22 protein-coding genes are annotated in these 22525 nt (G+C 67.3%); 8 read left to right on the top strand and 14 right to left on the bottom strand.

Features of this window, described 5'->3' with window-relative positions:
* Positions 1–20: 20 nt before the first annotated feature.
* The 13 genes from kdpE to AX767_RS07940 form a co-directional block, all read right to left on the bottom strand.
* Positions 21–722, bottom strand: a complete 702-nt coding sequence (gene kdpE, locus AX767_RS07880; RefSeq protein ID WP_068630165.1) for a two-component system response regulator KdpE — start codon at positions 720–722, stop codon at positions 21–23.
* A gap of 7 nt (positions 723–729) precedes the next feature.
* Positions 730–3456, bottom strand: coding sequence for a DUF4118 domain-containing protein (locus AX767_RS07885; RefSeq protein ID WP_068630167.1), 2727 nt, complete (start codon positions 3454–3456; stop codon positions 730–732).
* Between the two features lie 17 nt (positions 3457–3473).
* Positions 3474–3653, bottom strand: a complete 180-nt coding sequence (locus AX767_RS07890) for a hypothetical protein (protein ID WP_068630169.1) — start codon at positions 3651–3653, stop codon at positions 3474–3476.
* Positions 3643–3990: a hypothetical protein gene (locus AX767_RS07895; protein WP_068630171.1), complete on the bottom strand. Its 348-nt coding sequence runs from the start codon at positions 3988–3990 to the stop codon at positions 3643–3645. Before AX767_RS07895 ends, AX767_RS07890 begins: the two co-directional genes overlap by 11 nt.
* Before the next feature lie 15 nt (positions 3991–4005).
* A complete protein-coding gene (kdpC, locus tag AX767_RS07900) occupies positions 4006–4581 on the bottom strand; it encodes a potassium-transporting ATPase subunit KdpC (protein WP_068630177.1) in 576 nt (191 codons plus the stop codon).
* A 10-nt stretch (positions 4582–4591) separates the two neighbouring features.
* The gene (kdpB, locus tag AX767_RS07905; protein ID WP_068630179.1) at positions 4592–6694 is read right to left on the bottom strand and encodes a potassium-transporting ATPase subunit KdpB; all 2103 of its coding nucleotides are present in this window, start codon (positions 6692–6694) and stop codon (positions 4592–4594) included.
* A 4-nt stretch (positions 6695–6698) separates the two neighbouring features.
* Positions 6699–8501 (bottom strand): potassium-transporting ATPase subunit KdpA, encoded by a 1803-nt coding sequence (kdpA, locus tag AX767_RS07910; RefSeq protein ID WP_068630181.1) that lies wholly within the window; start codon positions 8499–8501, stop codon positions 6699–6701.
* Position 8502: 1 nt separating this feature from the next.
* Positions 8503–8601 (bottom strand): K(+)-transporting ATPase subunit F, encoded by a 99-nt coding sequence (kdpF, locus tag AX767_RS07915; RefSeq protein WP_068630183.1) that lies wholly within the window; start codon positions 8599–8601, stop codon positions 8503–8505.
* 242 nt (positions 8602–8843) lie between these two features.
* On the bottom strand, positions 8844–9746 hold the full coding sequence (locus tag AX767_RS07920) for an SDR family oxidoreductase (RefSeq protein ID WP_068630185.1): 903 nt from the start codon (positions 9744–9746) through the stop codon (positions 8844–8846).
* A gap of 40 nt (positions 9747–9786) precedes the next feature.
* Positions 9787–10044 (bottom strand): hypothetical protein, encoded by a 258-nt coding sequence (locus AX767_RS07925; RefSeq protein ID WP_068630186.1) that lies wholly within the window; start codon positions 10042–10044, stop codon positions 9787–9789.
* Between the two features lie 19 nt (positions 10045–10063).
* Positions 10064–10465, bottom strand: coding sequence for a hypothetical protein (locus AX767_RS07930; protein WP_068630188.1), 402 nt, complete (start codon positions 10463–10465; stop codon positions 10064–10066).
* Positions 10466–10475: 10 nt separating this feature from the next.
* Positions 10476–11081 carry a hypothetical protein gene (locus AX767_RS07935; protein WP_068630190.1) on the bottom strand — a complete coding sequence of 202 codons (606 nt, stop codon included), beginning with the start codon at positions 11079–11081 and terminating at the stop codon, positions 10476–10478.
* Positions 11082–11106: 25 nt separating this feature from the next.
* Entirely contained in the window at positions 11107–11829 is a 723-nt protein-coding gene (locus tag AX767_RS07940) for a Crp/Fnr family transcriptional regulator (protein WP_068630192.1), read from the bottom strand.
* A 134-nt stretch (positions 11830–11963) separates the two neighbouring features.
* Here AX767_RS07940 and AX767_RS07945 point away from each other — a divergent pair, with 134 nt between their 5' ends.
* The 7 genes from AX767_RS07945 (at position 11964) to AX767_RS07975 (ending at position 20351) form a co-directional block, all read left to right on the top strand.
* Positions 11964–13919 (top strand): AMP-dependent synthetase/ligase, encoded by a 1956-nt coding sequence (locus tag AX767_RS07945; RefSeq protein WP_068630194.1) that lies wholly within the window; start codon positions 11964–11966, stop codon positions 13917–13919.
* The gene (locus AX767_RS07950) at positions 13916–14701 is read left to right on the top strand and encodes an ABC transporter ATP-binding protein (protein WP_068630195.1); all 786 of its coding nucleotides are present in this window, start codon (positions 13916–13918) and stop codon (positions 14699–14701) included. The genes AX767_RS07945 and AX767_RS07950 overlap by 4 nt, the downstream gene beginning before the upstream one ends.
* A complete protein-coding gene (locus AX767_RS07955) occupies positions 14701–15630 on the top strand; it encodes a branched-chain amino acid ABC transporter permease (protein WP_068630198.1) in 930 nt (309 codons plus the stop codon). The genes AX767_RS07950 and AX767_RS07955 overlap by 1 nt, the downstream gene beginning before the upstream one ends.
* 13 nt (positions 15631–15643) lie before the next feature.
* Positions 15644–16708, top strand: a complete 1065-nt coding sequence (locus tag AX767_RS07960) for a branched-chain amino acid ABC transporter permease (protein WP_068630199.1) — start codon at positions 15644–15646, stop codon at positions 16706–16708.
* Between the two features lie 187 nt (positions 16709–16895).
* A complete protein-coding gene (locus AX767_RS07965) occupies positions 16896–18173 on the top strand; it encodes an ABC transporter substrate-binding protein (protein WP_237288631.1) in 1278 nt (425 codons plus the stop codon).
* A gap of 121 nt (positions 18174–18294) precedes the next feature.
* Positions 18295–19107, top strand: a complete 813-nt coding sequence (locus AX767_RS07970) for an ABC transporter ATP-binding protein (protein ID WP_068630208.1) — start codon at positions 18295–18297, stop codon at positions 19105–19107.
* A complete protein-coding gene (locus AX767_RS07975) occupies positions 19104–20351 on the top strand; it encodes a phenylacetate--CoA ligase family protein (protein ID WP_068633471.1) in 1248 nt (415 codons plus the stop codon). The genes AX767_RS07970 and AX767_RS07975 overlap by 4 nt, the downstream gene beginning before the upstream one ends.
* Positions 20352–20375: 24 nt before the next feature.
* On the opposite strand, the gene AX767_RS07980 is transcribed toward AX767_RS07975, so the two are convergent.
* Positions 20376–21341 (bottom strand): SDR family oxidoreductase, encoded by a 966-nt coding sequence (locus AX767_RS07980; protein WP_068630210.1) that lies wholly within the window; start codon positions 21339–21341, stop codon positions 20376–20378.
* A 169-nt stretch (positions 21342–21510) separates the two neighbouring features.
* Here AX767_RS07980 and AX767_RS07985 point away from each other — a divergent pair, with 169 nt between their 5' ends.
* Positions 21511–22488 carry a tripartite tricarboxylate transporter substrate-binding protein gene (locus AX767_RS07985; protein ID WP_068630211.1) on the top strand — a complete coding sequence of 326 codons (978 nt, stop codon included), beginning with the start codon at positions 21511–21513 and terminating at the stop codon, positions 22486–22488.
* Positions 22489–22525 lie beyond the last annotated feature (37 nt).

The following is a 22525-nucleotide window of genomic DNA, read 5'->3' on the forward strand; positions in this document are numbered from 1 at the left end:
AACCTCGCAGTCTACACCGCTCAAATCACCAGCCGATACCCCACCGCCGTCTCTGTCAACAAGTGTTTCGGCTGCGCCGGATCGGCTTCCAGCTTCTGCCGCAGATGGCCCATGTAGATGCGCAGGTAGTGGCTCTGTTCCGAATGCGACGGACCCCACACCTCGCGCAGCAGCTGGCGTTGTGTGAGCACGCGGCCGGCGTTGGCGACCAGAACCGACAGCAGCCGGTATTCGGTCGGCGTGAGATGCACCTCGGCGCCGGCGCGGCGCACCAGCCGGGCCGCGCGGTCCAGCTCGATCTCGCCGAAGCGGAACACGGCCTCGGGTTCGGCGCCCGCCTCGCCACCGCCCGCTGCGCGCGGGCGGCGCAGGTTGGCGCGCACACGGGCCAGCAGCTCGCCGGTGCCGAAGGGTTTGGTGAGGTAGTCGTCGGCGCCGGCATCGAGCGCGGCGATCTTGTCAGCCTCGTCGCTGCGGGCGGACAACACGATGATCGGCACCGCCGACCAGCCACGCACGTCGCGGATCAGCGTCACGCCGTCGCCGTCGGGCAGGCCGAGGTCGAGCACCAGCAAGTCGGGCTGCCGCGTGCCGGCCGCGGCGAGCCCATCGCGCAGGTTGCCGGCCTCGTGCACCTGCCAGCCCTCGGCCTCGAGCGCGCCGCGCACGAAGCGGCGGATCTGCGGTTCGTCTTCGATGACGATGGCGGTGGGTTGGGGCATGGCGGATTCAGACGTTGGCGATGTCGGCGGCAGGTTCGGCCGGCGGCGCGCGACGCGGCAGCGTGACGGTGAATTCTGCGCCGCCGCCCGGTGCATTGGCGGTCGTGATGTCGCCACCGTGCGCGCTCACCACCGCCTTGCAGATCGCCAGACCCAGCCCCACGCCCGGCGTGGCCGATTCGGCCTCGCCGCGCGTGAACTTGTCGAACAGCGTGTGCTCGCGGCCGTGCAGCGCCGTCGGCAGGCCCGGCCCGTGGTCGCGTACCGTGAGCCGCAACGCCGACGGCGTGACGCTGGCGCCCACGACCACCGGCGGCGCGCCGTACTTGGCGGCGTTTTCGAGCAGGTTGACCAGCACACGCTCGATCAGCACCGCATCGAACTCGACCAGCGGGAGGTCGGATGCCAACGCCGTCGTCACCTTGCCCTCGCCCAACGCGGGGCGGGCTGCGCGGATGGCCGAGCCGACCACTTCCTCGACCGACTGCCAGTCGCGCCGCAAATTCACCGTGCCGCCGTTGGCCTCGAGCCGCGCCATGTCGAGCAGGTTGTTGACCAGTGCATTGAGCTGGCGGGCCTGCGCCACGATGGCCTGCGCCGCTGCCGCATGCTCGGCCGGCGGCAGCGTCTGCAGCGACTCGGCCAGGGCGATGAGCGCAGTGAGCGGTGTGCGCACGTCGTGCGAGATCGCGCCGAGCAGCGCGTTGCGCAGCCGTTCGGACTCCATTTCGACCACCGCGCCTTGCGCCACATCGACGTAGTGCACGCGCTCCAGGGCGATCGCGATCTGCCGCGCCAGCGTGTCGAGCTGTTGCGCCTGCTCCGGAATCAGCAGCCAGCGCGGCTGGGCCGGCACCAGCGCAAGCACGCCGCGCACGCGCATCGGCGCCTTCAGCGGCACGTAATGCCATGGCTGCGCAGCGAGTGTCGCGGTGGCGAGGCCCGCCGGCTGGCCGTGGCGAAAGGCCCAGTCGGCCACGCTGGGATCGAAGCCGGCAGGCGCCGACGCGGGCGGCACCAGCTGATCGGCCGCGTTGGTGACGAGCACCAGTGCATGACCGCCGAAATGCCCTTCCACCGCCGATGCGCCGATGGCCGTGACCTGTGCCGCCTCGAGCGCTGCAGACAGCTCGCGCGTGAGTTCGAACAGCGACTGGGCCCGCCGCTCGCGGCTCGTCGACACGCCCACTGCGAAACGCAGACCCGCCGTGAGCTGGCCGACCAGCAGGCCGACACCGAGCATCACGACGAAGGTGACGATGTACTGGGCATCGCTGACAGTGAAAGACAGCTTTGGCGGCACGAAGAAATAGTCGAAAGCCGCGACGTTGACGAGCGCCGAGAACGCCGCCGGCCCACGGTCGAAACGCACCGCGACGCCCACCACGCCGAGCAGGAACAGCATGACGATGTTGGCCAGCTCGAGCACGCCCGCGAGCGGCGTCGCGAGCAGCGTGACCCCCACGCACACGGCCGCTGCCCAGACGTAGCCGGGCCAGCGCGCACGCTGTCGGACGGTGTCGTCGTCGTCCGCACGCAGCGGCCCGAGCGGCGCGCGCGCCAGTCGACGCGAGCTGTCGGCGTGCGCAGCTTCGACGATGTCGAGCGCGGGTGCCTGTTGCGCGAGCAAGTGCGCGAGACGCGCCCGCGGGAAGGCGCGGCGCCAGCCGGTGGCGGGCGCCGCGCGGCCGATCACCAGCACCGCGCAGTTCAGGCGCTGCGCCTGGGCCGCGAGCTGCTGCGCGACGTCGGCGCCGGTGAGCACCGCGGTGTCGGCGCCGAGCTCTTCGGCCAGCTTGAGCACGGCAAGGATGCGGTCGCGCTGCGTCGACGTGAGCCGTTGCAGCGGCGGCGTTTCGACATACGCCGCATACCAGCGCACGTTCAGCTGACCGGCGAGCCGCGCTGCGGTGCGCACCGTCTGGGCCGCGTCTTCATGCGGGCCGACGCACGCCAGGATCGCGCCCGAGGTGTTCCAGGCCTGCAGCGCGCCGGCGCCGGACTGCTCGACGCGCCAGCCGCGCATGTCGTCTTCCACATGCTCGGCGGTGCGGCGCAGCGCGATCTCGCGCAGCGCCATGAGGTTGCCCTTGCGAAAGAAGTTCTGCGCGGCGCGCTCGGCCTGATGCGGCACGTAGACCTTGCCGGCCGCGAGCCGCGCGGTGAGTTCGTCGGGCGTGACGTCGACCAGCACCACCTCGTCGGCCTCGTCGAGCACCGCGTCGGGCACCGTCTCGTGCACGCGCACGCCCGTGATCGCGCCGACGGTGCCGTTGAGGCTTTCGAGGTGCTGCACGTTGAGCGCCGACCAGACTTCGATGCCCGACCCCAGCAGCTCTTCGACGTCCTGCCAGCGCTTGGCGTGGCGCGAACCGGGCGCGTTGGTGTGCGCGAGCTCATCGACCAGCAAGATGGTCGGGCGGCGCGCGAGTGCGGCGTCCAGATCGAATTCCGGCAGGCTCCGGTCGCGATAGGGCAGCTGCCGCAGCGGCAGCTGTTCGAGACCGGTGAGCAGCGCCGCCGTTTCGCTGCGGCCGTGGGTTTCGACCACGCCGATCAGCACGTTGCGGCCCGCGGCGCGCTCGCGCTGGGCCGCGCTCAGCATCGCCCAGGTCTTGCCGACGCCGGCACTCGCGCCGAAGTAGATGCGCAGCTTGCCGCGCAACGCGCGCGCCTCGTCACTGCGCAACTGGGCAATCAGCGCATCGGGATCGGGACGGGCGACATCGTTCATGGCGAGGTGCCGGCAGGTTAGCGCATGGGCCGGTCGCCGCGCGGCGGGCGATCGCCGTGAGGGTCGCCTCGGTCGCGATCCCGTTCGTGGCCATGCGGATGGCGACGCGCGGTGCGCGACAGCACGAACCAGCAGAACAGGAGCGGCAGGAACAGCACTGCGAGCGCCAGCAACGCGTGAAGAAGGTCAGTTCCCATGGGACAGTCCGCAGCGCGCGAGGTGCGCGCGCCAGCTCACCAGCCGACCGATCTCGCCGGACGGAACGCAGTCGATCAAGCGATGCAGCAGCTCGGCGTAGCGGGCGAGCGGCAGACGGATCATCAGCCGCACGCGCGGCGCCATGCTTTCCTGCGTGCCGTCGTCATGCAGCAGCGGCTCGCAGCGCACCACGCCCGCATCGGGACAGCGCGCCACATTGCGGCGCACGCAAGCCGCATCCACGCACGCGACAGTGACGTCGAGCACATAGAAGGCGTCACCCCGGGGAGCGGTCCGCGAGACCCCGAACTGTTCACGGTAAACGGCGTAAGCCATCGATTGCTTTCTTGGTCAGTTCTTCGCATCCAGCGCCAGATTGAGCGCCAGCACGTTCACACGCGGCTCGCCCAGCCAGCCCATCGACACGCCTTCGGTGTTCCGTGCGATCAGTTGCTCGACCGAATCCGGCGACACGCCGCGCACGCGCGCGACGCGCGCCGCCTGGTAGCGCGCGGCCGCCGGCGTGATGTGCGGATCGAGTCCGCTCGCCGACGCCGTGACGAGGTCGACCGGCACCGGCGCGGTGTTGCCCGGGTCGGCGGCGCGGAGCGCTTCGATGCGGCCCTTGACCGCATCGGCCAGCGCAGGGTTCAGCGGGCCCTGGTTCGAGCCGCCGGAGGCGCCCGCGTTGTAGGCCATCGGCGATGTGGCCGACGGCCGTCCCCAGAAGTGCTTCGGGTCGCTGAAGGCCTGGCCGATCAGCGTCGAGCCGATGGCCTTGCCGTCGCGCATCACCAGGCTGCCGGCGGCCTGCGCCGGGAAAGCGGCCTGAGCCACGCCGGTGACGGCGAGCGGATAGAGCACCCCGGTGATGAGGGTGAGCGCGGCGAACAACACGAGCGCGGGGCGAATGAGTTTGGTGGTCATGGAAGTGCTTTCAAACCAGCCCGACGAGGGCCAGCAGCCAGTCGATGGCCTTGATGCCGATGAAGGGAACGATCAGGCCGCCGAGGCCGTAGATCGCGAGGTTGCGGCGAAGCAGCGCGGCCGCGCCGACCGGTCGGTAGCGCACGCCCTTGAGCGCCAGCGGGATCAGGAACACGATCACCAGGGCGTTGAAGATCACGGCGCTCAGGATGGCGGACGACGGGCTCGCCAGCTGCATCACGTTGAGCGCGCCGAGCTGCGGATACGTCGACACGAAGATCGCCGGAATGATCGCGAAGTACTTCGCCACGTCGTTGGCGATCGAGAAGGTGGTGAGCGAGCCGCGCGTCATCAGCAGCGCCTTGCCGGTCTCGACGACTTCGAGCAGCTTGGTCGGGTTGGAGTCGAGGTCGACCATGTTGCCGGCCTCTTTGGCGGCTTGCGTGCCGCTGCCCATGGCCACCGCCACGTCGGCCTGCGCCAGCGCCGGGGCGTCGTTGGTGCCGTCGCCGGTCATCGCGACCAGCCGGCCCTCCGCCTGGTAGCTGCGGATCAGCGCGAGCTTGTCTTCGGGCGTGGCTTCGGCGAGGAAATCGTCGACACCGGCTTCGGCCGCGATGGCGGCGGCCGTGAGCTTGTTGTCGCCGGTGATCATCACGGTCTTGATGCCCATGCGGCGCAACTCGGCGAAGCGCTCCTTGATGCCGGTCTTGACGATGTCCTTGAGCTCGACGACGCCGAGCACGCGGTTGCCTTCGGACACGGCCAGCGGCGTGCTGCCGCGGCGTGCCACTTCGTCGGAGGCGCGCAGCACCTCGGGCGCCATCGTGCCGCCGACCGCTTCGATGTGCTTTCGCACCGCCTCGACCGCGCCCTTGCGCAAGAGAATGGCATCGGCATCGAGACTGTTCCCGGCGGCCGGCAGGTCGACGCCGCTCATCCGGGTCTGGGCGGTGAAGGGCACGAACTGCATGTGCTCGTCACGGTCGGCTTCGACGCCCTGGCGGCGCGCCAGGTCGACGATGCTGCGGCCTTCGGGCGTTTCGTCGGCCAGCGAGGCCAGCACCGCGGCACGGGCCAGGCGCTCCGGCGTGACGCCGGGTGCCGGCAGGAAGGCCGAAGCCTGTCGATTGCCGTGCGTGATGGTGCCGGTCTTGTCGAGCAGCAGCACATCGACGTCGCCGGCGGCTTCCACCGCACGGCCCGAGGTGGCGATCACGTTGGCCTGCATCATGCGGCTCATGCCGGCCACGCCCACGGCCGAGAGCAGGCCGCCGATGGTGGTCGGAATCAGGCACACCAGCAGCGCGACCAGCGCGGTCAGCGACACCACGGTGCCGGTGCCCGCGGCGCCCACGCTGAACTGCGAGAACGGCAGCAGCGTGACGGTGACCATCAGGAACACCAGCGTGAGGGCGACCAGCAGGATGGTCAGCGCGATTTCGTTCGGCGTCTTGCTGCGTTTGGCCGCTTCGACCATGCCGATCATGCGGTCCAGGAACGACTCGCCGGGGTTCACGCTGATGCGCACCACCAGCCAGTCCGAGAGCACACGCGTGCCGCCGGTGACCGCAGAGAAGTCACCGCCCGATTCGCGCACCACCGGTGCCGATTCGCCAGTGATGGCGCTTTCGTCGACCGAGGCCACGCCTTCGATCACCTCGCCGTCGAGCGGGATCACGTCGCCGGTCTCGACCAGCACCACGTCGCCCTTGCGCAGGTTGGGTGCCTGCTCGGGCAGGAAGCCGGCGTTGCGGCGCGGGCCGTTGAGTTTCTTGGCCCAGGTGTCCTTGCGCAGGCCGCGCAGTGACGCCGCCTGCGCCTTGCTGCGCCCTTCGGCCAGCGCTTCGGCGAAGTTGGCGAACAACACCGTGAACCACAGCCACACCGAAATGGCGAGCACGAAGCCGGCGCGCATGCCGCTTTCGCCGGCGAAGCCGATGGCATGCAGCCACAGCAGCGTGGTCAGAATGCTGCCGATGTAGACGACGAACATCACCGGGTTGCGCCACTGCACGCGCGGGCTCAGCTTGGCGAAGGCGCTCCACAGCGCGGGCTTGATCAACGCGGCGTCGAGCAACGACAGGCCGACGGGCGAATTTTCGGTCTTCATGGGATCACTTCCAGAGCATCAGGTGCTCGACCACCGGGCCCAGCGCGAGCGCCGGCACGTAGTTGAGCAGGCCGACCAGCAGCACGGTGCCGATCAACAGGGAGACGAACAACGGACCGTGCGTGGGCATCGTTCCGGCCGTTTCGGGCAGCCGCTTCTTGGCGGCGAGTGCACCTGCGATGGCCAACACCGGCACGATCACGCCGAAGCGGCCGAGCCACATCACCAGTCCGAGCAGTGCGTTGTAGAACGGCGTGTTGGCCGAAAGGCCGGCGAAGGCACTGCCGTTGTTGTTGCCGGCCGAAGTCAGCGCATAGAGGATCTCCGAGAAGCCGTGCGCGCCGGGGTTCGCGATGCCCGCCTTCCCCGCCGCCAGGCTCACCGCGATCGCGGTGCCGGCCAGCACGAGGATCGGCGTCACGAGAATCGCGATGGACGTGAGCTTCATCTCGTGCACCTCGATCTTCTTGCCGAGGTACTCGGGCGTGCGGCCGATCATGAGGCCCGCGATGAACACCGCGAGGATTGCGAAGATCAGCATGCCGTAGAGGCCGGTACCGACGCCGCCGAACACCACTTCGCCGAGCTGCATCAGCACCATCGGCACCATGCCGCCGAGCGGTGTGAGCGAGTCGTGCATCGTGTTGACGGCACCGCACGATGCTGCGGTGGTGACGGCAGCGAACAGCGCTGAGGCGTTGATGCCGAAACGCACTTCCTTGCCTTCCATGTTGCCGCCGGCCTGCAATGCGCTCGCCGTCTGGTCGACGCCCAGGCCACCGATCAACGGATTGCCGGCCTGCTCGGCTGGCATCAGCAACACGACCGCGACGACGAACATCACCGTCATCGCCGCCAGCACGGCCCAGCCCTGGCGCAGGTCGCCGACCACACGGCCGAACGCGAAGCAGAGCGCCGCCGGGATCAGGAAGATCGCCAGCATCTGCACGAAGTTGGACAGCGCGGTGGGGTTTTCGTACGGATGCGCCGAGTTGGCGTTGAAGAACCCGCCGCCGTTGGTGCCGACCATCTTGATGGCTTCCTGCGACGCGACCGGGCCCATGGCCAGCGTCTGCGTGGCGGTGCTGGCGTCTTCCATCACCGGCGCGCCGGCCGCATCTTTCAGCGGCTGGCCATCGGGGCCGTTCTTTGGCTGCTGGTAGGTCTGCGTTTCGAGCGTGTCGACGGTCTTGTAGGCGTCGAAGTTCTGGATCACGCCCTGTCCCGCGAAAAACACCGCGACCACGAACGAGATCGGCAGCAGCACCCAAAGCGTGATGCGCGTCACGTCGGCCCAGAAGTTGCCGACCAGCCCCTTGCCATCGGTACGGCGCGCTGCAAAGCCGCGAGCCAGCGCGAACGCGACCGCAATACCGGTGGCCGCCGACAGGAAGTTTTGCACCGTCAGGCCGAGCATCTGCGTGAGATAGCTCATGGCCGATTCGCCGCCGTAGCCCTGCCAGTTGGTGTTGGTCACGAACGAGACGGCGGTGTTGAATGCCGAATCGGGCGTCGCCGCAGCCTGCCCCGCGGGGTTGAGCGGCAACACGGCCTGAAGGCGTTGCAGCGCATAGACGGCGAGCGCGCCGAGCGCGTTGAAGGCGAGCAGCGCGAGCGCGTAGCTGCGCCAGTGCATCGATTCGCCGGGCGCCACGCCCGCGAGACGAAAGAGCGGTGACTCGACGCGCTGCATCCAGCGCGGCAAGCGCTCATTGCACAGGGCGGCGAGCCCACGGCCGAGCGGCCAGGCGAGCAGCCCGAGCACGGCGAGAAAAATGACCAGCAAGGTCCAGCCGGAGAGGTTCATGTCAGAACTCCTCGGCGCAGATCAGCGCGAACACGAGGTAGGCGAACAGCAGCACGGCGACCAGCCCGCCGAACCCGTAGAGGACTTCGAGGCTGATCACGGCCGCTCTCCCTTGGCGGCCTGCAGCTTGTGCAAGCCCGCCACCATGCCCACCAGGGCCACCCACAACACCGCTATCGCGGCGATCCATACGACGTCCATTCGGTCACTCCTGTTTCGAGACATGGCGGTCAGTCTCGGCAGGGGCGCGTAAAAACGGGAAATGGAGTGGGCGGCGGGTTGTAAAAAAGGCGTAAAAAAAGCGCCTCGTGGCGCTCATCGGGGTCCGGCCGGCTGGCAGCGTCAGCGCTGCAGCTTGTCCTTGGCGTTCTGTTCCTCGATGCGCTCGCGCGCTGCCAGCCAGTCGGCATCGCTCCACTCGCGCAGTTCGTAGAAGTTGCCGCCAGTGGCTGCGGCCTGGCCGCCGTCCATCATGATCGACTGGCCCGTGAGCCAGTCGCATTGGCCAGGCGCCATCAGGAAGGCCGCGAGGTTCTGCAGCTCGCTCATCTCGCCGGTGCGCGCCATCGGATTGCTCTTCCTGCTGCGCTCGCCCGGTTCTTCGCCGGGGTTGAGGCGCTTGCTCATGCCTTCGGTCGGGATCTCGCCGGGGCCGACCGCGTTCAGGCGGATGCCGTAACGCGCCCACTCGATGGCGAGCGACTTGGTCATGACCTCGATGCCCGCCTTGCTCATCGCCGACGGCACGACATAGGGGCCGCCGTTGTCCACCCAGGTCACGATGACGCTCATGACACTGCGGAACGCGCTGCCGGGCTTCCACGCGCCCGACTTGGCCTCTGCGATCCAGCGCTTGCCGACGGCCTGCGTGACGTAGAAGCTGCCGTGGAACACGATGTTGGCCACCGCGTCGAAGGCGCGTGGCGACAGCGCCTCGGTCGGCGAGACGAAATTGCCGGCCGCGTTGTTGACGAGGCCGGTGAGGCCGCCGCCCGCGAACAGCGACTCGACCATCTCGTCGACCGCCTGCGCGTTGCGGATGTCGACGCCGAAAGCATCGGCGCGGCGCCCCGGAAAGCGCTCGCGCCACTCGGCCGCCGTGGCTTCGACCACCGACTGCCGACGGCCGCAGATCGCGACGTCGGCACCCAGTCCGAGGAAGCGCTCGGCCATCGACTTGCCAAGGCCCGTGCCGCCACCCGTGATAAGGATGCGCTGGCCGGTCATGAGGGCGGGTTGGAACATGGGGTTGTGTCTCCTTCGTTGAACTGTCAGACGTCGCGGGTCAGTCTGGCACGAACTTCGCCTTGAACTTGGTCTCGTCCGCGTCATCCTCGAGCGTGACGAGCTGGCCCATCTTTCCGTCGGCCAGGCGGCAGGCGGCGAAGAGGCTGTAGCGGCCCTTGAGGTAGTAGCTCTCCATGTCGATCAGCATGTAGGGGTGCGGCACGAACACCTGGTGCTCGAACACCACGCGGTGCACATTGCGCGGCGACGGGAAGAGTTTGAAGTCGGGCGTCTCGAAGGATTTGGCGGTGGCCATGGGCGTTGTCCGTAGAGAGTCAGGGCTGGCGGAATTGCTTCCGCAGGAACGCGCGATGGCGGTCGATGTGTTCGAGCTGCGCTTTGGCGACCGTGCCGCCGAGATCGACGCCGTCGCCGTTCAGCACGTCGTTGGCCAGCGTCATGGCGCGCGCCACGACTTCTTCTTCGCTCACGCCCTGCGCAGCGGCGAGGTCGAGTGCGACGCGCTTCATGGCGCGCTGCGACAGCATCCACATCGCGCCGAAAACATCCCACGCGGCAGCCGCCTCCTTGAACTTGTCGCGTTCAGCGAGGATTTCGTCGAGCGGCTTGGCGAGCAGTTCGTTGAGGTCGGCGATCTGCGCGGTCAGCGTTTCGTTCTGCGCCTGGGCGGCGATCAGCGCGTCGCCGGGGTTGTCGAGCGGTGGGGCGGTGGCCATGTCGCTTCCCTCAGCTGCCGGTCAAGGCGCGGTACGCTTCGCGCGTCGACGGCGCGACGGAATCGAGCGCGAGCTGGTACGACGTCTTGTGCCGCGCCAGCAACCGCGCCGACGCCACCGTCTTCGAGCGGCAGAACCAGTGGCAAGTGTGTTGCATCAGGAAGAGTTCGGCCGACATCGTGAAGGCCTTGCGCTTGGAGGTTTGCTGCAACACGTTGCCGGCGGCGTCGGCGATGCCCTTGGCGTGAATGGCGAAGGCCTTGCGCGCATCGAAAGTGGCCGAGGGCAACCACTGGTCGGCGTAGGGCACCGCGATCGGCAGCTTGCTGATGCGCGTCTCGGCGTCTCCGAGGCGCCCGAAGCTGGCGGCGAACCGGTTGAACTGGCCCGACAGCGTCTGCTCGTCTTCGGCCAAGAGACTCCAGATCTGGTCGCGCCGCTCGGCGTCGTCTTCGCCCAGGCAGCGCAGGTAGCCGTCGGTGAGCTTTTCCATGAGCTTCTCGATCTGGTAGTTGCCGAGCTGACTCCCCAGCAGGGCGATGCGACGGCTTTGCTCCCGCGACTTGAGTACATAAGCGCCCACGAAGATCAGGGCGGCGAGAACGAGAATTTCCATGCGGCGAGTGTAGTGAGCGCAAGCGTCAGGCCGGCCCGGTCGCCATGCCTCGCAACGCCGCCATGTCCAGCACCCGCAACCCGCCGTACTCCACGCGCAGCGCACCCTGCGACTCGAGCGTGCGCAGCGCCTGGTTCACGCGCTGGCGCGAGAGGCCGATGAGGTAGGCCAGCTCCTGCTGGGTGATGCGCAGCAGCTCGCCCACGCCGGGGAACAGCACCGGGTTGAACAGCGCGGCGAGGTTGCGCGCGACGCGGGCGTCGGGGTTGTTCAGGCGGTCGGCTTCGCGGGCCGCGATGAACTGCGCGAGGCGTTCGTTTAGCTGGTTCATCACGAAGCGGTTGAAGCCGATGGAATGGTCGAGCAGCCAGTGGAAGTCGTCGATCGGCAGGCCGGCCACCACGCTCCGGCGCAGCGCCTGGATGTTGTAGCGGTAAGGCTCGCGCTTCATGGCCGTGCCTTCGCCGAACCAGCCGCCGGGCGGCAGGCCGCTGTAGGTCATCGAGGTGCCGTCGGCCGCGTCGTTGCTCATCTTGAGCAGCCCTTCCACCACGCCGAACCAGTAGGTCGGCGAACGCCCGATGCGGCACACCAGGTCGCCCGGCTCGGCCTCGCCGACCACGACCACGGCTTCGGCGCGGCGCCGCTCTGCCGGTGTGAGCGTGCGCAGCCACGGGATGTTGGCCAACTCCTCGGCCAGGGCCGGGCGCACCCGATCGCGGATGGAGCCGACAGGCGTGAGGTTCATTTGGCGCAGCGACACGCAGTGCGCGAAGCCTGGGGGCGAGTCAAGTGCACGGGAAACTCCGGGGAGTGTTGTCCCCTAGATTGTCGTTGGAACGACAAGCGGGCGTCAAAGTGCGGCCTACGATCCGCCCCACTGTGACCCTATCCACCGCCGTTCGGCCACCCACTTTTCCTCGCCTTTTGCTCGCGCACGCGGCGACGCGGCCCGACGCGCCGGCCGTGCGCGAAAAGGACCTCGGCATCTGGCAAACCTGGAGCTGGCAAGCGGTCGCGCAGGAAGTGCGCGAGATCGCGTGCGGCCTCGCGAGCCTCGGCTTCGAGGCGTTCGACAACCTCGCCATCGTCGGCGCCAACCGGCCGCACCTCTACATGGCGGTGCTCGCGGCGCAGAGCCTGCGCGGCGTGCCGGTGCCGCTCTACCAGGATGCCGTCGCGGAAGAGATGGTCTTCATGCTGGAAGACGCGGCCATCGAGTTCGTGGTGGTCGAGGACCAGGAGCAGGTCGACAAGCTGCTCGAGTGCCGCGAGACGCGTCCCGGCATCCGCCACATCATCTACGACGACCCCAAAGGGCTGCGCCACTACGACCAGCCGGGCCTCATCAGCTACGACACGCTGCGCGAACTCGGCCGCGCGTTCGACCTGGCGCACCCCGGCCACTACGACCGCGCGGTGGCGAGCGGCGAGGCCACCGACGTCGGCGTGATCCTCTACACCTCGGGCACCACGGGCCGGCCCAAGGGCGTGTGCCAGACGCACGCGAGCTTCATCGCATCGGGGCGCGGCGGCGTCGAGACCGACCGGCTCGGCCCCGGCGACAACATCATGAGTTACCTGCCGATGGCGTGGGTGGGCGACCACCTGTTCTCGGTGGCGCAGTGGCTGGTCGGCGGCTTCACGCTCAACTGCCCCGAGTCGGCCGAGACGGTGATGAACGACATGCGCGAGATCGGCCCGAGTTACTACTTCGGGCCGCCGCGCACCTTCGAGGGCCTGCTGACCGCCGTGTCGATCCGCATGGAAGACGCGGCCCGCCCGAAGCGCTGGCTCTATGCGAAGTTCATGGCGCTGGCGCAGCGCGTGGGCGCCGACCTCCTCAACGGCGCGTCGGTGGGCGCAGGCGATCGCTTCATGTATGCGATCGGCAATGCGCTCGTGTACGGGCCGCTGCGCAACGTGCTGGGCATGAGCCGCATCCGCGTGGCCTACACGGCGGGGGCCGCGATCGGCCCCGACCTGTTCCGCTTCTACCGCTCGATCGGCGTCAACCTGAAGCAGTTCTACGGCCAGACCGAAACGTGTGCGTACGTGTGCCTGCAACAAGACGGCAAGGTGAAACTCTCGACCGTCGGCACCGCGGCGCCGGGCATCGAACTGAAGATCGCGGCCGACGGCGAAGTGCTGGTGCGCGGCGTGTCGGTGCTCAAGGAATACTACAAACGCCCCGATGCGACCGCCGAGGTGCTCGATGCCGACGGCTTCTTCCACACCGGCGACGCCGGCGTGCTCGACAACGAAGGCCACCTGCGCATCATCGACCGCGCGAAAGACGTGGGGCGCCTCACGAACGGCGCGATCTTTGCGCCCAACTACATCGAGAACAAGCTCAAGTTCTTTCCGCAAATCAAGGAAGCCGTGTGTTTCGGCAACCACCGCGACGCGGTATGCGCCTTCATCAACATCGACTTCGACGCGGTCGGCAACTGGGCCGAACGGCGTGGCCTCGCCTACGGCGGCTACATCGACCTGGCGGCCAAGCCCGAAGTGCTCGGCCTCATCGGCGAATGCATCGCGAAGGTGAATGCCGACCTCGCCACCGAAGACGGCATGGGCGAGACGCAGATCGCGCGCTTCCTCGTGCTTCACAAGGAGCTCGACCCCGACGACGACGAGCTGACCCGCACGCGCAAGGTGCGCCGCGGCTTCATCGCCGAGAAATACGCCGTGCTGGTCGATGCGCTCTACGGCGGCAAGACCGAGCAGTACATCGAAACGCAGGTGAAGTTCGAGGACGGCCGCACCGGCGTCGTCAACGCCACGCTGACGATCGTCGAGGCCGCCACCTTTCCTGTCGTGAAGGCCGCCGCATGAGCAACCGCAAGATCGGCGACGTCATCCTCGACGTGCAGAACATTTCCTTGAGCTTCGGCGGCGTGAAGGCGCTCACCGACATCAGCTTCAACGTGCGCGAGCACGAGGTGCGCGCGATCATCGGACCGAACGGCGCCGGCAAGAGCTCGATGCTCAACTGCATCAATGGCGTCTACCAGCCGCAGCAGGGCAGCATCACTTTCCGCGGCCAGACCTTCAAGCACATGAACTCGCGCCAGGTGGCCGAGATGGGCGTGGCGCGCACCTTCCAGAACCTCGCGCTGTTCAAGGGCATGAGCGTGCTCGACAACATCATGACGGGGCGCAATCTCAAGATGAAGAGCGGCATCCTCGCGCAGGCCTTGCGCTGGGGCCCGGCCGAGCGCGAGGAGTTGCAGCAGCGCGAATTCGTCGAGCACATCATCGACTTCCTCGAGATCCAGGCGCACCGCAAGACGCCGGTCGGCCGCCTGCCCTACGGCCTGCAAAAACGTGTCGACCTCGGCCGCGCGCTGGCGATGGAGCCGCAGGTGCTGCTGCTCGACGAACCGATGGCCGGCATGAACGTGGAAGAGAAGCAGGACATGAGCCGCTTCATCCTCGACATGAACGACGAGTTCGGTACGACCATCGTGCTGATCGAGCACGACATGGGCGTGGTGATGGACATCTCCGACCGCGTGGTGGTGCTCGACTACGGCAAGAAAATCGGTGACGGCACGCCGCACGAAGTCCGCAACAACGCGGACGTGATCAAGGCCTATCTGGGCGTGGAGCACTGATGGGCTTTTTCCTCGAAACCCTCTTCGGCGGCCTGATGGTCGGCATGCTCTACGCGCTGATCGCGTTGGGCTTCGTGCTGATCTACAAGGCGTCGGGCGTCTTCAATTTCGCGCAGGGCGCGATGGTGTTGTTCGCGGCGCTCGCGATGGCCCGCTTCGCCGAATGGTTCCCGCAGTGGTTCCACTTCGAGAGCAAGGTGCTGGCGAACGTGCTGGGCTTCGTCGCAGCCGCGTTGTGCATGGTGGCGGTGGCCTGGGCGGTCGAACGCTTCGCGTTGCGCCGGCTGGTCAACCAGGAAGGCATCACGCTGCTCATGGCCACGCTGGGCATCGCCAACGTGCTCGACGGCGGCGGCCAGCTCATCTTCGGCAGCGCCACCTACAAGATCGACATCGGCATGCCGAAGGACCCGATGCTGGTGTTGGAGAATTTCTTCGAGGGCGGCCTGCTGCTCAACACCGAAGACCTGTACGCCGCGGCGGCTTCGGCCCTGCTGGTGGCACTGCTCACGCTCTTCTTCCAGAAGACGCGCACCGGCCGCGCCCTGCGTGCGGTGGCCGACGACCACCAGGCGGCGCAGTCCATCGGCATTCCGCTCGGTCGCATCTGGATCATCGTGTGGTCGGTGGGCGGCCTCGTCGCGCTGGTCGCCGGGATGATCTGGGGCAGCAAGCTGGGCGTGCAGTACTCGATTTCGCTGGTGGCGTTGAAGGCCTTCCCGGTGGTGATCCTCGGTGGACTCACCTCGGTGCCGGGCGCGATCTTCGGCGGACTGATCATCGGCGTGGGCGAGAAGCTGTCGGAGATCTACCTCGGCCCGTATGTCGGCGGCGGCATCGAGAACTGGTTCGCGTACGTGCTCGCCCTGGCCGTTCTGCTCATCAGGCCCCAGGGCCTGTTCGGCGACAAGATCATCGACCGCGTCTGAAGAAACCGACACCATGTTCTACAGAGAAAACGGTCAATTCAAGAGCAGTTACAGGGCCGACCTGGCGCTGTTCCCGATCGCGCAGGACCGCTGGGCGATGCTGTTGCTCGCGGCGATCTGCTTCGTCGCGGTGCCGCTGCTGGTGAGCGACTACGCGTTCCGCGCGGTGCTCATTCCCTTCCTCATCCTCTCGCTGGCCGCCATCGGTCTCAACATCCTCGTCGGGTACTGCGGGCAGATCTCGCTGGGCACCGGCGCCTTCATGGCGGTCGGTGCGTACGCGGCCTACAACCTGCAGGTGCGCGTCGAGGGCATGCCGCTGGTGCTGTCGATCCTCGGCGGTGGCGTGGCGGCCATGGCGCTGGGCGTGGTCTTCGGCATCCCGAGCCTGCGCATTCGCGGGCTGTACCTGGCGGTCGCGACCTTGGCTGCGCAGTTCTTCATCGACTGGTTCACCAACCGGGTGAAGTGGGTCACCAACGATTCGCCCTCCGGTTCGGTCGGCGTGCGCACGCTGCAGATGCTGGGCTATGAGTTCAACACGCCGGTGCAGAAGTATCTGCTGTGCCTGTGCTTCGTCGTGGTGTTCGGCTTCCTCGCGAAGAACCTGGTGCGCGGCGCGATCGGGCGCGAGTGGATGGCGATGCGCGACATGGACGTGGCCGCAGCGGTCATCGGCATCCGGCCGGTCTACGCCAAGCTCACCGCGTTCGCGGTCAGCAGCTTCATCGTCGGCGTCGCCGGTGCGCTGTGGGGTTTCGTGCATCTGGGGGCTTGGGAACCGGCGGCGTTCGGCATCGAGAAGTCGTTCCAGCTGCTCTTCATGATCATCATCGGCGGGCTGGGCTCGATCGCCGGCTGCTTCTTCGGCGCGGCGTTCATCGTGCTGCTGCCGCTGCTGTTGAACTATGTGCCGCACTGGCTGGGCCTGTCGATCTCGACGGCCACCGCATCGCACCTGGAACACATGATCTTCGGCGCGTTGATCGTGTTCTTCCTCATCGTCGAGCCGCACGGCCTCGCGCGGCTCTGGTCCACCGCGCGACAGAAGTTGCGGCTCTGGCCTTTCCCTCATTGATATGGCTCGCCCCCAGTCTTCGCGCACTTCGTGTCGCTTCGCCAACCCCCTACCGGAGGCGACGCCTGCGGCCCGGCAAAGCCGGTTCCGCGGCATCTGCTGGAAAAGACAAGTACCCGTGTTCCGTGACGTGACTTAACTAGGAGACAAGAGAATGAAATTCAGAATGCAATGTGCCGCCGCAGCGATGGCTGTGGCATCCATCGTGGGTGGCGCTTCCATCGCGCAAGCCCAGACCGCCGAGCAGTTTGTGCCGCTCTTGGTCTATCGCACCGGCCAGTTCGCGCCGCTGGGCATCCCGTGGGCCGACGGCAAGCAGGACTACCTGAAGCTGGTGAACGCACGCGACGGCGGCGTGAACGGCGTCAAGCTCACCTACGAAGAATGCGAAACGGCGTACGACGCGGCCAAGGGCGTGGAGTGTTACGAGCGGCTCAAAACCAAGGGCTCCGGCGCCTCGGGCTTCGACACGCAATCGACCGGCATCACCTTCGCGGTCACCGACAAGGCATTCGTCGACAAGGTGTCCGTCGAGACACCCGGCTACGGCCTGTCGCAGTCGTCCGACGGCACGGTGTTCGAATGGAACTTCCCGCTGCTGGGCACCTACTGGACCGCCGCCGACGTGATGATGCAAGACATCGCCAAGAAGGAAAAAGGCAACCTGAAGGGCAAGAAGATCGCGCTGGTCTACCACGACTCGCCCTACGGCAAGGAGCCGATCGCGCTGCTGCAAAAGCGCGCTGCGGCGCAGGGCTTCGAGCTCTCGCTGTTCCCGGTCACGCCACCCGGCGTGGAGCAGAAATCCACCTGGCTGCAGATCCGCCAGCAGAAGCCCGACTACGTGCTGTTCTGGTCAGCCGGCGTGATGACGCCCGCCGGCATCCGCGAAGCGCAGGCGAGCGGCTATCCACGCGAGAAGATCTACGCGATCTGGTGGGCCGGCTCGGACCATGACGTGAAAGACATCGGCGCCGGCGCCAAGGGCTACAACGCGATCACCATCCACAACAGCTCGGCGAAGGACAAGGTGCAGGACGACCTGAAGAAGATCGTCTACGACAAGGGCCAGGGCACCGGCCCGGCCGACAGCATCGGCTCGCTGGCACACACGCGAGGGATGATGATCTCCATGCTGCAGGTCGAGGCCATCCGCGCGGCACAAGAGAAGTACGGCAAGGGCAAGGCCATGACGCCCGAGCAGGTGCGCTGGGGCTTCGAGAACCTGAACCTCACGGCCGACAAGCTCAAGGCGCTCGGCTTCGGCGAGATCATGCGGCCGGTCAAGACCTCGTGCGCCAACCACATGGGCGACGACTGGGCGCGCATCGTTCAGTGGGACGGCGGCAAGTGGGAACTCAAGTCCGACTGGTACCAATCGGACAAGACGTACATCGACCCGCTGGTGAAGGAGTACTCGGCCAAGTACGCGAAAGACAAGAACATCAAGCCACGGGCTTGTTGAGCTCCCCCAGTCTTCGCGCACTTCGTGTCGCTTCGCCAACCCCCTCACCGGGGGCAACACCAGCGGCCCGGCAAAGCCGGTTCCGCGGTGTTTCCCGAAGGAGAGTGAAAGCCACCGTCTCATGAGCACGCCCAACATTCTCCTCAACGTCAACGGCATCGAGGTCATTTACAACCACGTGATCCTCGTGCTGAAGGGCGTGTCGCTCGTGGTGCCCGAAGGCGGCATCGTCGCGCTGCTGGGCGGCAACGGCGCAGGCAAGACGACCACGCTGCGCGCCGTGAGCAACCTGCTCGCGGGCGAACGCGGCGCGGTGACCAAGGGCACGATCGAGCTGCGCGGCGAGCGCATCGAGGCGCTCACGCCGTCCGCGTTGGTGCAGCGCGGCCTGGTGCAGGTGATGGAAGGGCGCCACTGCTTCGCGCACCTGACGATCGAAGACAACCTCATGACGGGCGCCTACACGCGCACCGACGGCAAGGCCGCGATCGCCGCCACACTGGAAAAGGTCTACGCCTACTTTCCGCGCCTGAAAACGCGGCGCGGCTCGCAGGCCGCCTACACCTCGGGCGGCGAGCAGCAGATGTGCGCGATCGGCCGTGCGCTGATGGCCAACCCGAACATGGTGCTGCTCGACGAGCCCTCGATGGGCCTCGCGCCGCAAATCGTCGAGGAAGTCTTCGAGATCGTGAAAGACCTCAACCAGAAGGAGCACGTGACCTTCCTTCTCGCCGAGCAGAACACGAACATGGCATTGCGCTACGCCGACTACGGCTACATCCTGGAAAGCGGCCGCATCGTGATGGACGGCAAGGCCGCCGACCTCGCGAACAACGAAGACGTCAAGGAGTTCTACCTCGGCGTGGGCGGCGCCGACCGCAAGAGCTTCAAGGACGGCAAGAGCTACAAGCGGCGCAAGAGGTGGTTGGCATGAGCGATTTCTACGACGCGCTCGAAGTTCGCGAACCGGCCGAGCGCGAGCGTGATTTGCTGGCGGCGCTCCCCAAGCAGATCGCCCATGCGCAGACGGCGGCACCGGCGTTCACGAAGATTCTCGACGGCGTGAAGGCTGGCGACGTGGGCTCGCGCGAGGCGCTGGCCAGGTTGCCTGTGACGCGCAAGACCGATCTTCTCGCACTGCAGAAAGAACGCCGCGCGAGCGACCCGTTCGGCGGGTTCGCGGCCATCGCGCGCGGCAACCGCATGCCGCGCATCTTCGCGAGCCCCGGCACCCTCTACGAACCGGAGGGCGACGGCCGCGACTACTGGCGCACCGCGCGTGCGCTGCACGCGGCGGGCTTTCGTCCCGGCGAGCTCGCACACAACTGCTTCAGCTACCACATGACGCCCGCGGGATCGATCATGGAGAGCGGCTTGCGCGCGATGGGCTGCACCGTTTTCGCAGGCGGCATCGGCCAGACCGAACAGCAGGTCGAGGCGATGGTCGACCTGAAGCCCGAGGGCTACGTTGGCACCCCGAGCTTCCTCAAGATCATTCTGGAAAAGGCGCAGGAACTGAAGCTGCCGGTGCCGAGCGTGACCAAGGCGCTCGTGTCCGGTGAAGCGTTTCCGCCCAGTCTGCGCGACTGGATCGACGCGCACGGCGTGCATGGCACGCAGTGCTACGCCACCGCCGACATCGGCCTCATCGCGTACGAAACCAGCGCGCGCGAAGGGCTGGTGCTCGACGAGGGTGTGCTGGTCGAGATCGTGCGTCCCGGCACCGGCGAGCCGGTGCCCGATGGCGAGGTCGGCGAGATCGTCGTCACCACCTTCAATCCGGACTATCCGCTGGTGCGTTTCGGCACCGGCGATCTCTCGGCGGTGCTCGCCGGCACCTGCCCGACGGGCCGCACCAACAAACGCATCAAGGGCTGGCTCGGCCGCGCCGACCAGACCACGAAGGTGCGCGGCATGTTCGTGCACCCCGGCCAGATCGCAGCAGTCACTCGGCGCTTCGCCGAAGTGCAGCGCGCACGGCTCGTGGTCGAAGGCGACATGGGCGACGACCGCATGACGCTCAGGCTCGAATGCAGCGCCACGCCCGAAGGGCTGAGCGAACGCGTGGCCGACGCGATCCGGGAAGTGACCAAGTTGCGCGGCACGGTCGAACTGGTCGCCCCCGGCACCCTCCCGAACGACGGCAAGGTGATCGAGGACGCGCGCAGCTACAAGTGAGCGCGCCGCCGCGCCGATCGCGGTTCAGATGGCAGCGACGCTGCCCGTCACCGGCAGCACGATGCCCGTGATGTAGCCCGCGCACACCGGTGCCGCCAGGAACACGTAGGCAGGCGCCAGTTCTTCGGGTTGCGCCACGCGCTTGAAGTCGGTCTCCTTGCCAAACTTCTTCACATCTTTCGACGGCTTGTCGGCCGGATTGAGCGGGGTCCACACCGGGCCCGGCGCCACGGCATTGACCCGGATTCCGCGGCTGATCACGTTCAGCGCGAGCGCTTTGGTGAACGCGTGGATCGCGCCTTTCGTCGCCGAATAGTCGATCAGGTTCCAGCTGCCCTGCAGGCCGGTGCGCGAGCCCGTGTTGATGATCGAGCCGCCCTGCTTCAGGTGCGGCAACGCGGCGCGCGCCATGCGCATGTAGCCGCCGATGTTGGTTTGCAACGTGAGGTCCATGCGCTCGTCGGAAATGTCTTCGAGCGCGTCGGCGTGCATCTGGAAGGCCGCGTTGTTCACCAGCACGTCGAGCTGGCCGAAGGCCTTGACGGTGCGCGCCACCGCGCGATCGCAAAACGCCGCCTTGCGCACGTCGCCCTTGATCAGTACGCAGCGCGTGCCTTCGGCCTCGACGCAGCGTTTGGTTTCCTCGGCGTCCGCGTCGGAGCTCAGGTAAACGATCGCCACGTCGGCGCCCTCGCGGGCGAACAGCACCGCCACCGCGCGGCCGATGCCGGAATCGCCGCCCGTCACGATCGTGCTCATGCCGGCCAGCTTGCCGCTGCCGCGGTAGTCGGGCGCCATGAAGTTGGGCTTCAGCTTCAGGTCGGCTTCCCGGCCCGGCTTGGCGAGCTGCTCGCCGGTCTGGTTGACGGGCTGGCGGCGCGCGCCGGCCTGCACTGCGGCGCTGCTTTTCCTGGCGGCCGGGCGGCGGTCTTTGGCGGCCTGTTCGCGCTGGATCTTCTGGTGCGTCTTGACGAGGGAAGGGGTGGCCACGGCGTGCTCCGATGAGAAATGGAAGCCGCGAGGCTAGGCACGCGGCAGGTCGGCCCCTGTCGGCAGGCGCCCCGGTGTGGCGTAGCCCTTCGAAGCTAGGGCAATTCTGGATAGGTCAGCTTCCGGTCAGCCGATAGGATCGGGCCCTTTACCTTTGGAAACACCCACCATGAAGAAGCTGTTCGCCCTCGCGGCAATCGCCCTGGCCGCTGCAGGCGCCCAGGCTCAGGATTTTCCGGCGGGCAAGATCATCACGATCGTGGTGCCCTTCGCCGCAGGCGGCCCGACCGACCGCGTGGCGCGCGATCTGGCCGAAGCCATGCGCAAGCCGCTCGATGGCGTGAGCATCGTGGTCGACAACGCGGCCGGCGCCGGCAGCACCATCGGCAACGCCAAGGTGGCCCGCGCCAAGAACGACGGCTACACGCTGCTGCTCACGCACGTCGGCATGGCGACCACGCCGGTGCTGTACCGCAAGCTGCCGTACAACTACGAGACCGATTTCGAGTACCTCGGCATGATCAACGACGTGCCGATGACGGTCATCGGCAAGCCGCAACTCGAAGCCAACAACTTCAAGGAACTGCGCGACTGGATCGGCAAGACCGGCAGCAAGGTCAACCTCGGCAACGCCGGCATCGGCTCCGCGTCGCACCTGTGCGGCCTGCTGTTCCAGAGCGAACTCAAGGTCGAAATGACGACCGTGCCGTACAAGGGCACCGCCCCGGCCATCGCCGACCTGCTGGGCGGCCAGATCGACCTGCTCTGCGACCAGACCACCAACACGACGAGCCAGATCGAAGCCAAGAAGGTCAAACCCTACGCCGTCACCACGCTCAAGCGCCTCACCACGCCGGCGCTCAAGGACATTCCGACGGCCGACGAGTCCGGGCTGAAGGGCTTCCAGGTCACCATCTGGCACGGTCTCTACGCGCCCAAGGGCACGCCGGCGCCGGTGCTGAAGAAGCTGAACGACGCCCTCAAGGTCGCGCTGAAGGACCCTGAATTCCTGAAGAAGGAAGAAGGCCTCGGCGCCGTCGTCGTGACCGACAAGCGCATCGAGCCGGCCGAGCACAAGAAGTTCGTGCAAGCCGAAGTCGCGCGCTTCGGCCCGGTGATCAAGGCAGCGGGCGTCTACGCGGACTGATCGGTCCTCATGCCAACAAAAGCCGGGCCCTGCCCGG

This window comes from Variovorax sp. PAMC 28711 (genome assembly GCF_001577265.1).
Taxonomy (GTDB): Bacteria; Pseudomonadota; Gammaproteobacteria; order Burkholderiales; family Burkholderiaceae_C; genus Variovorax.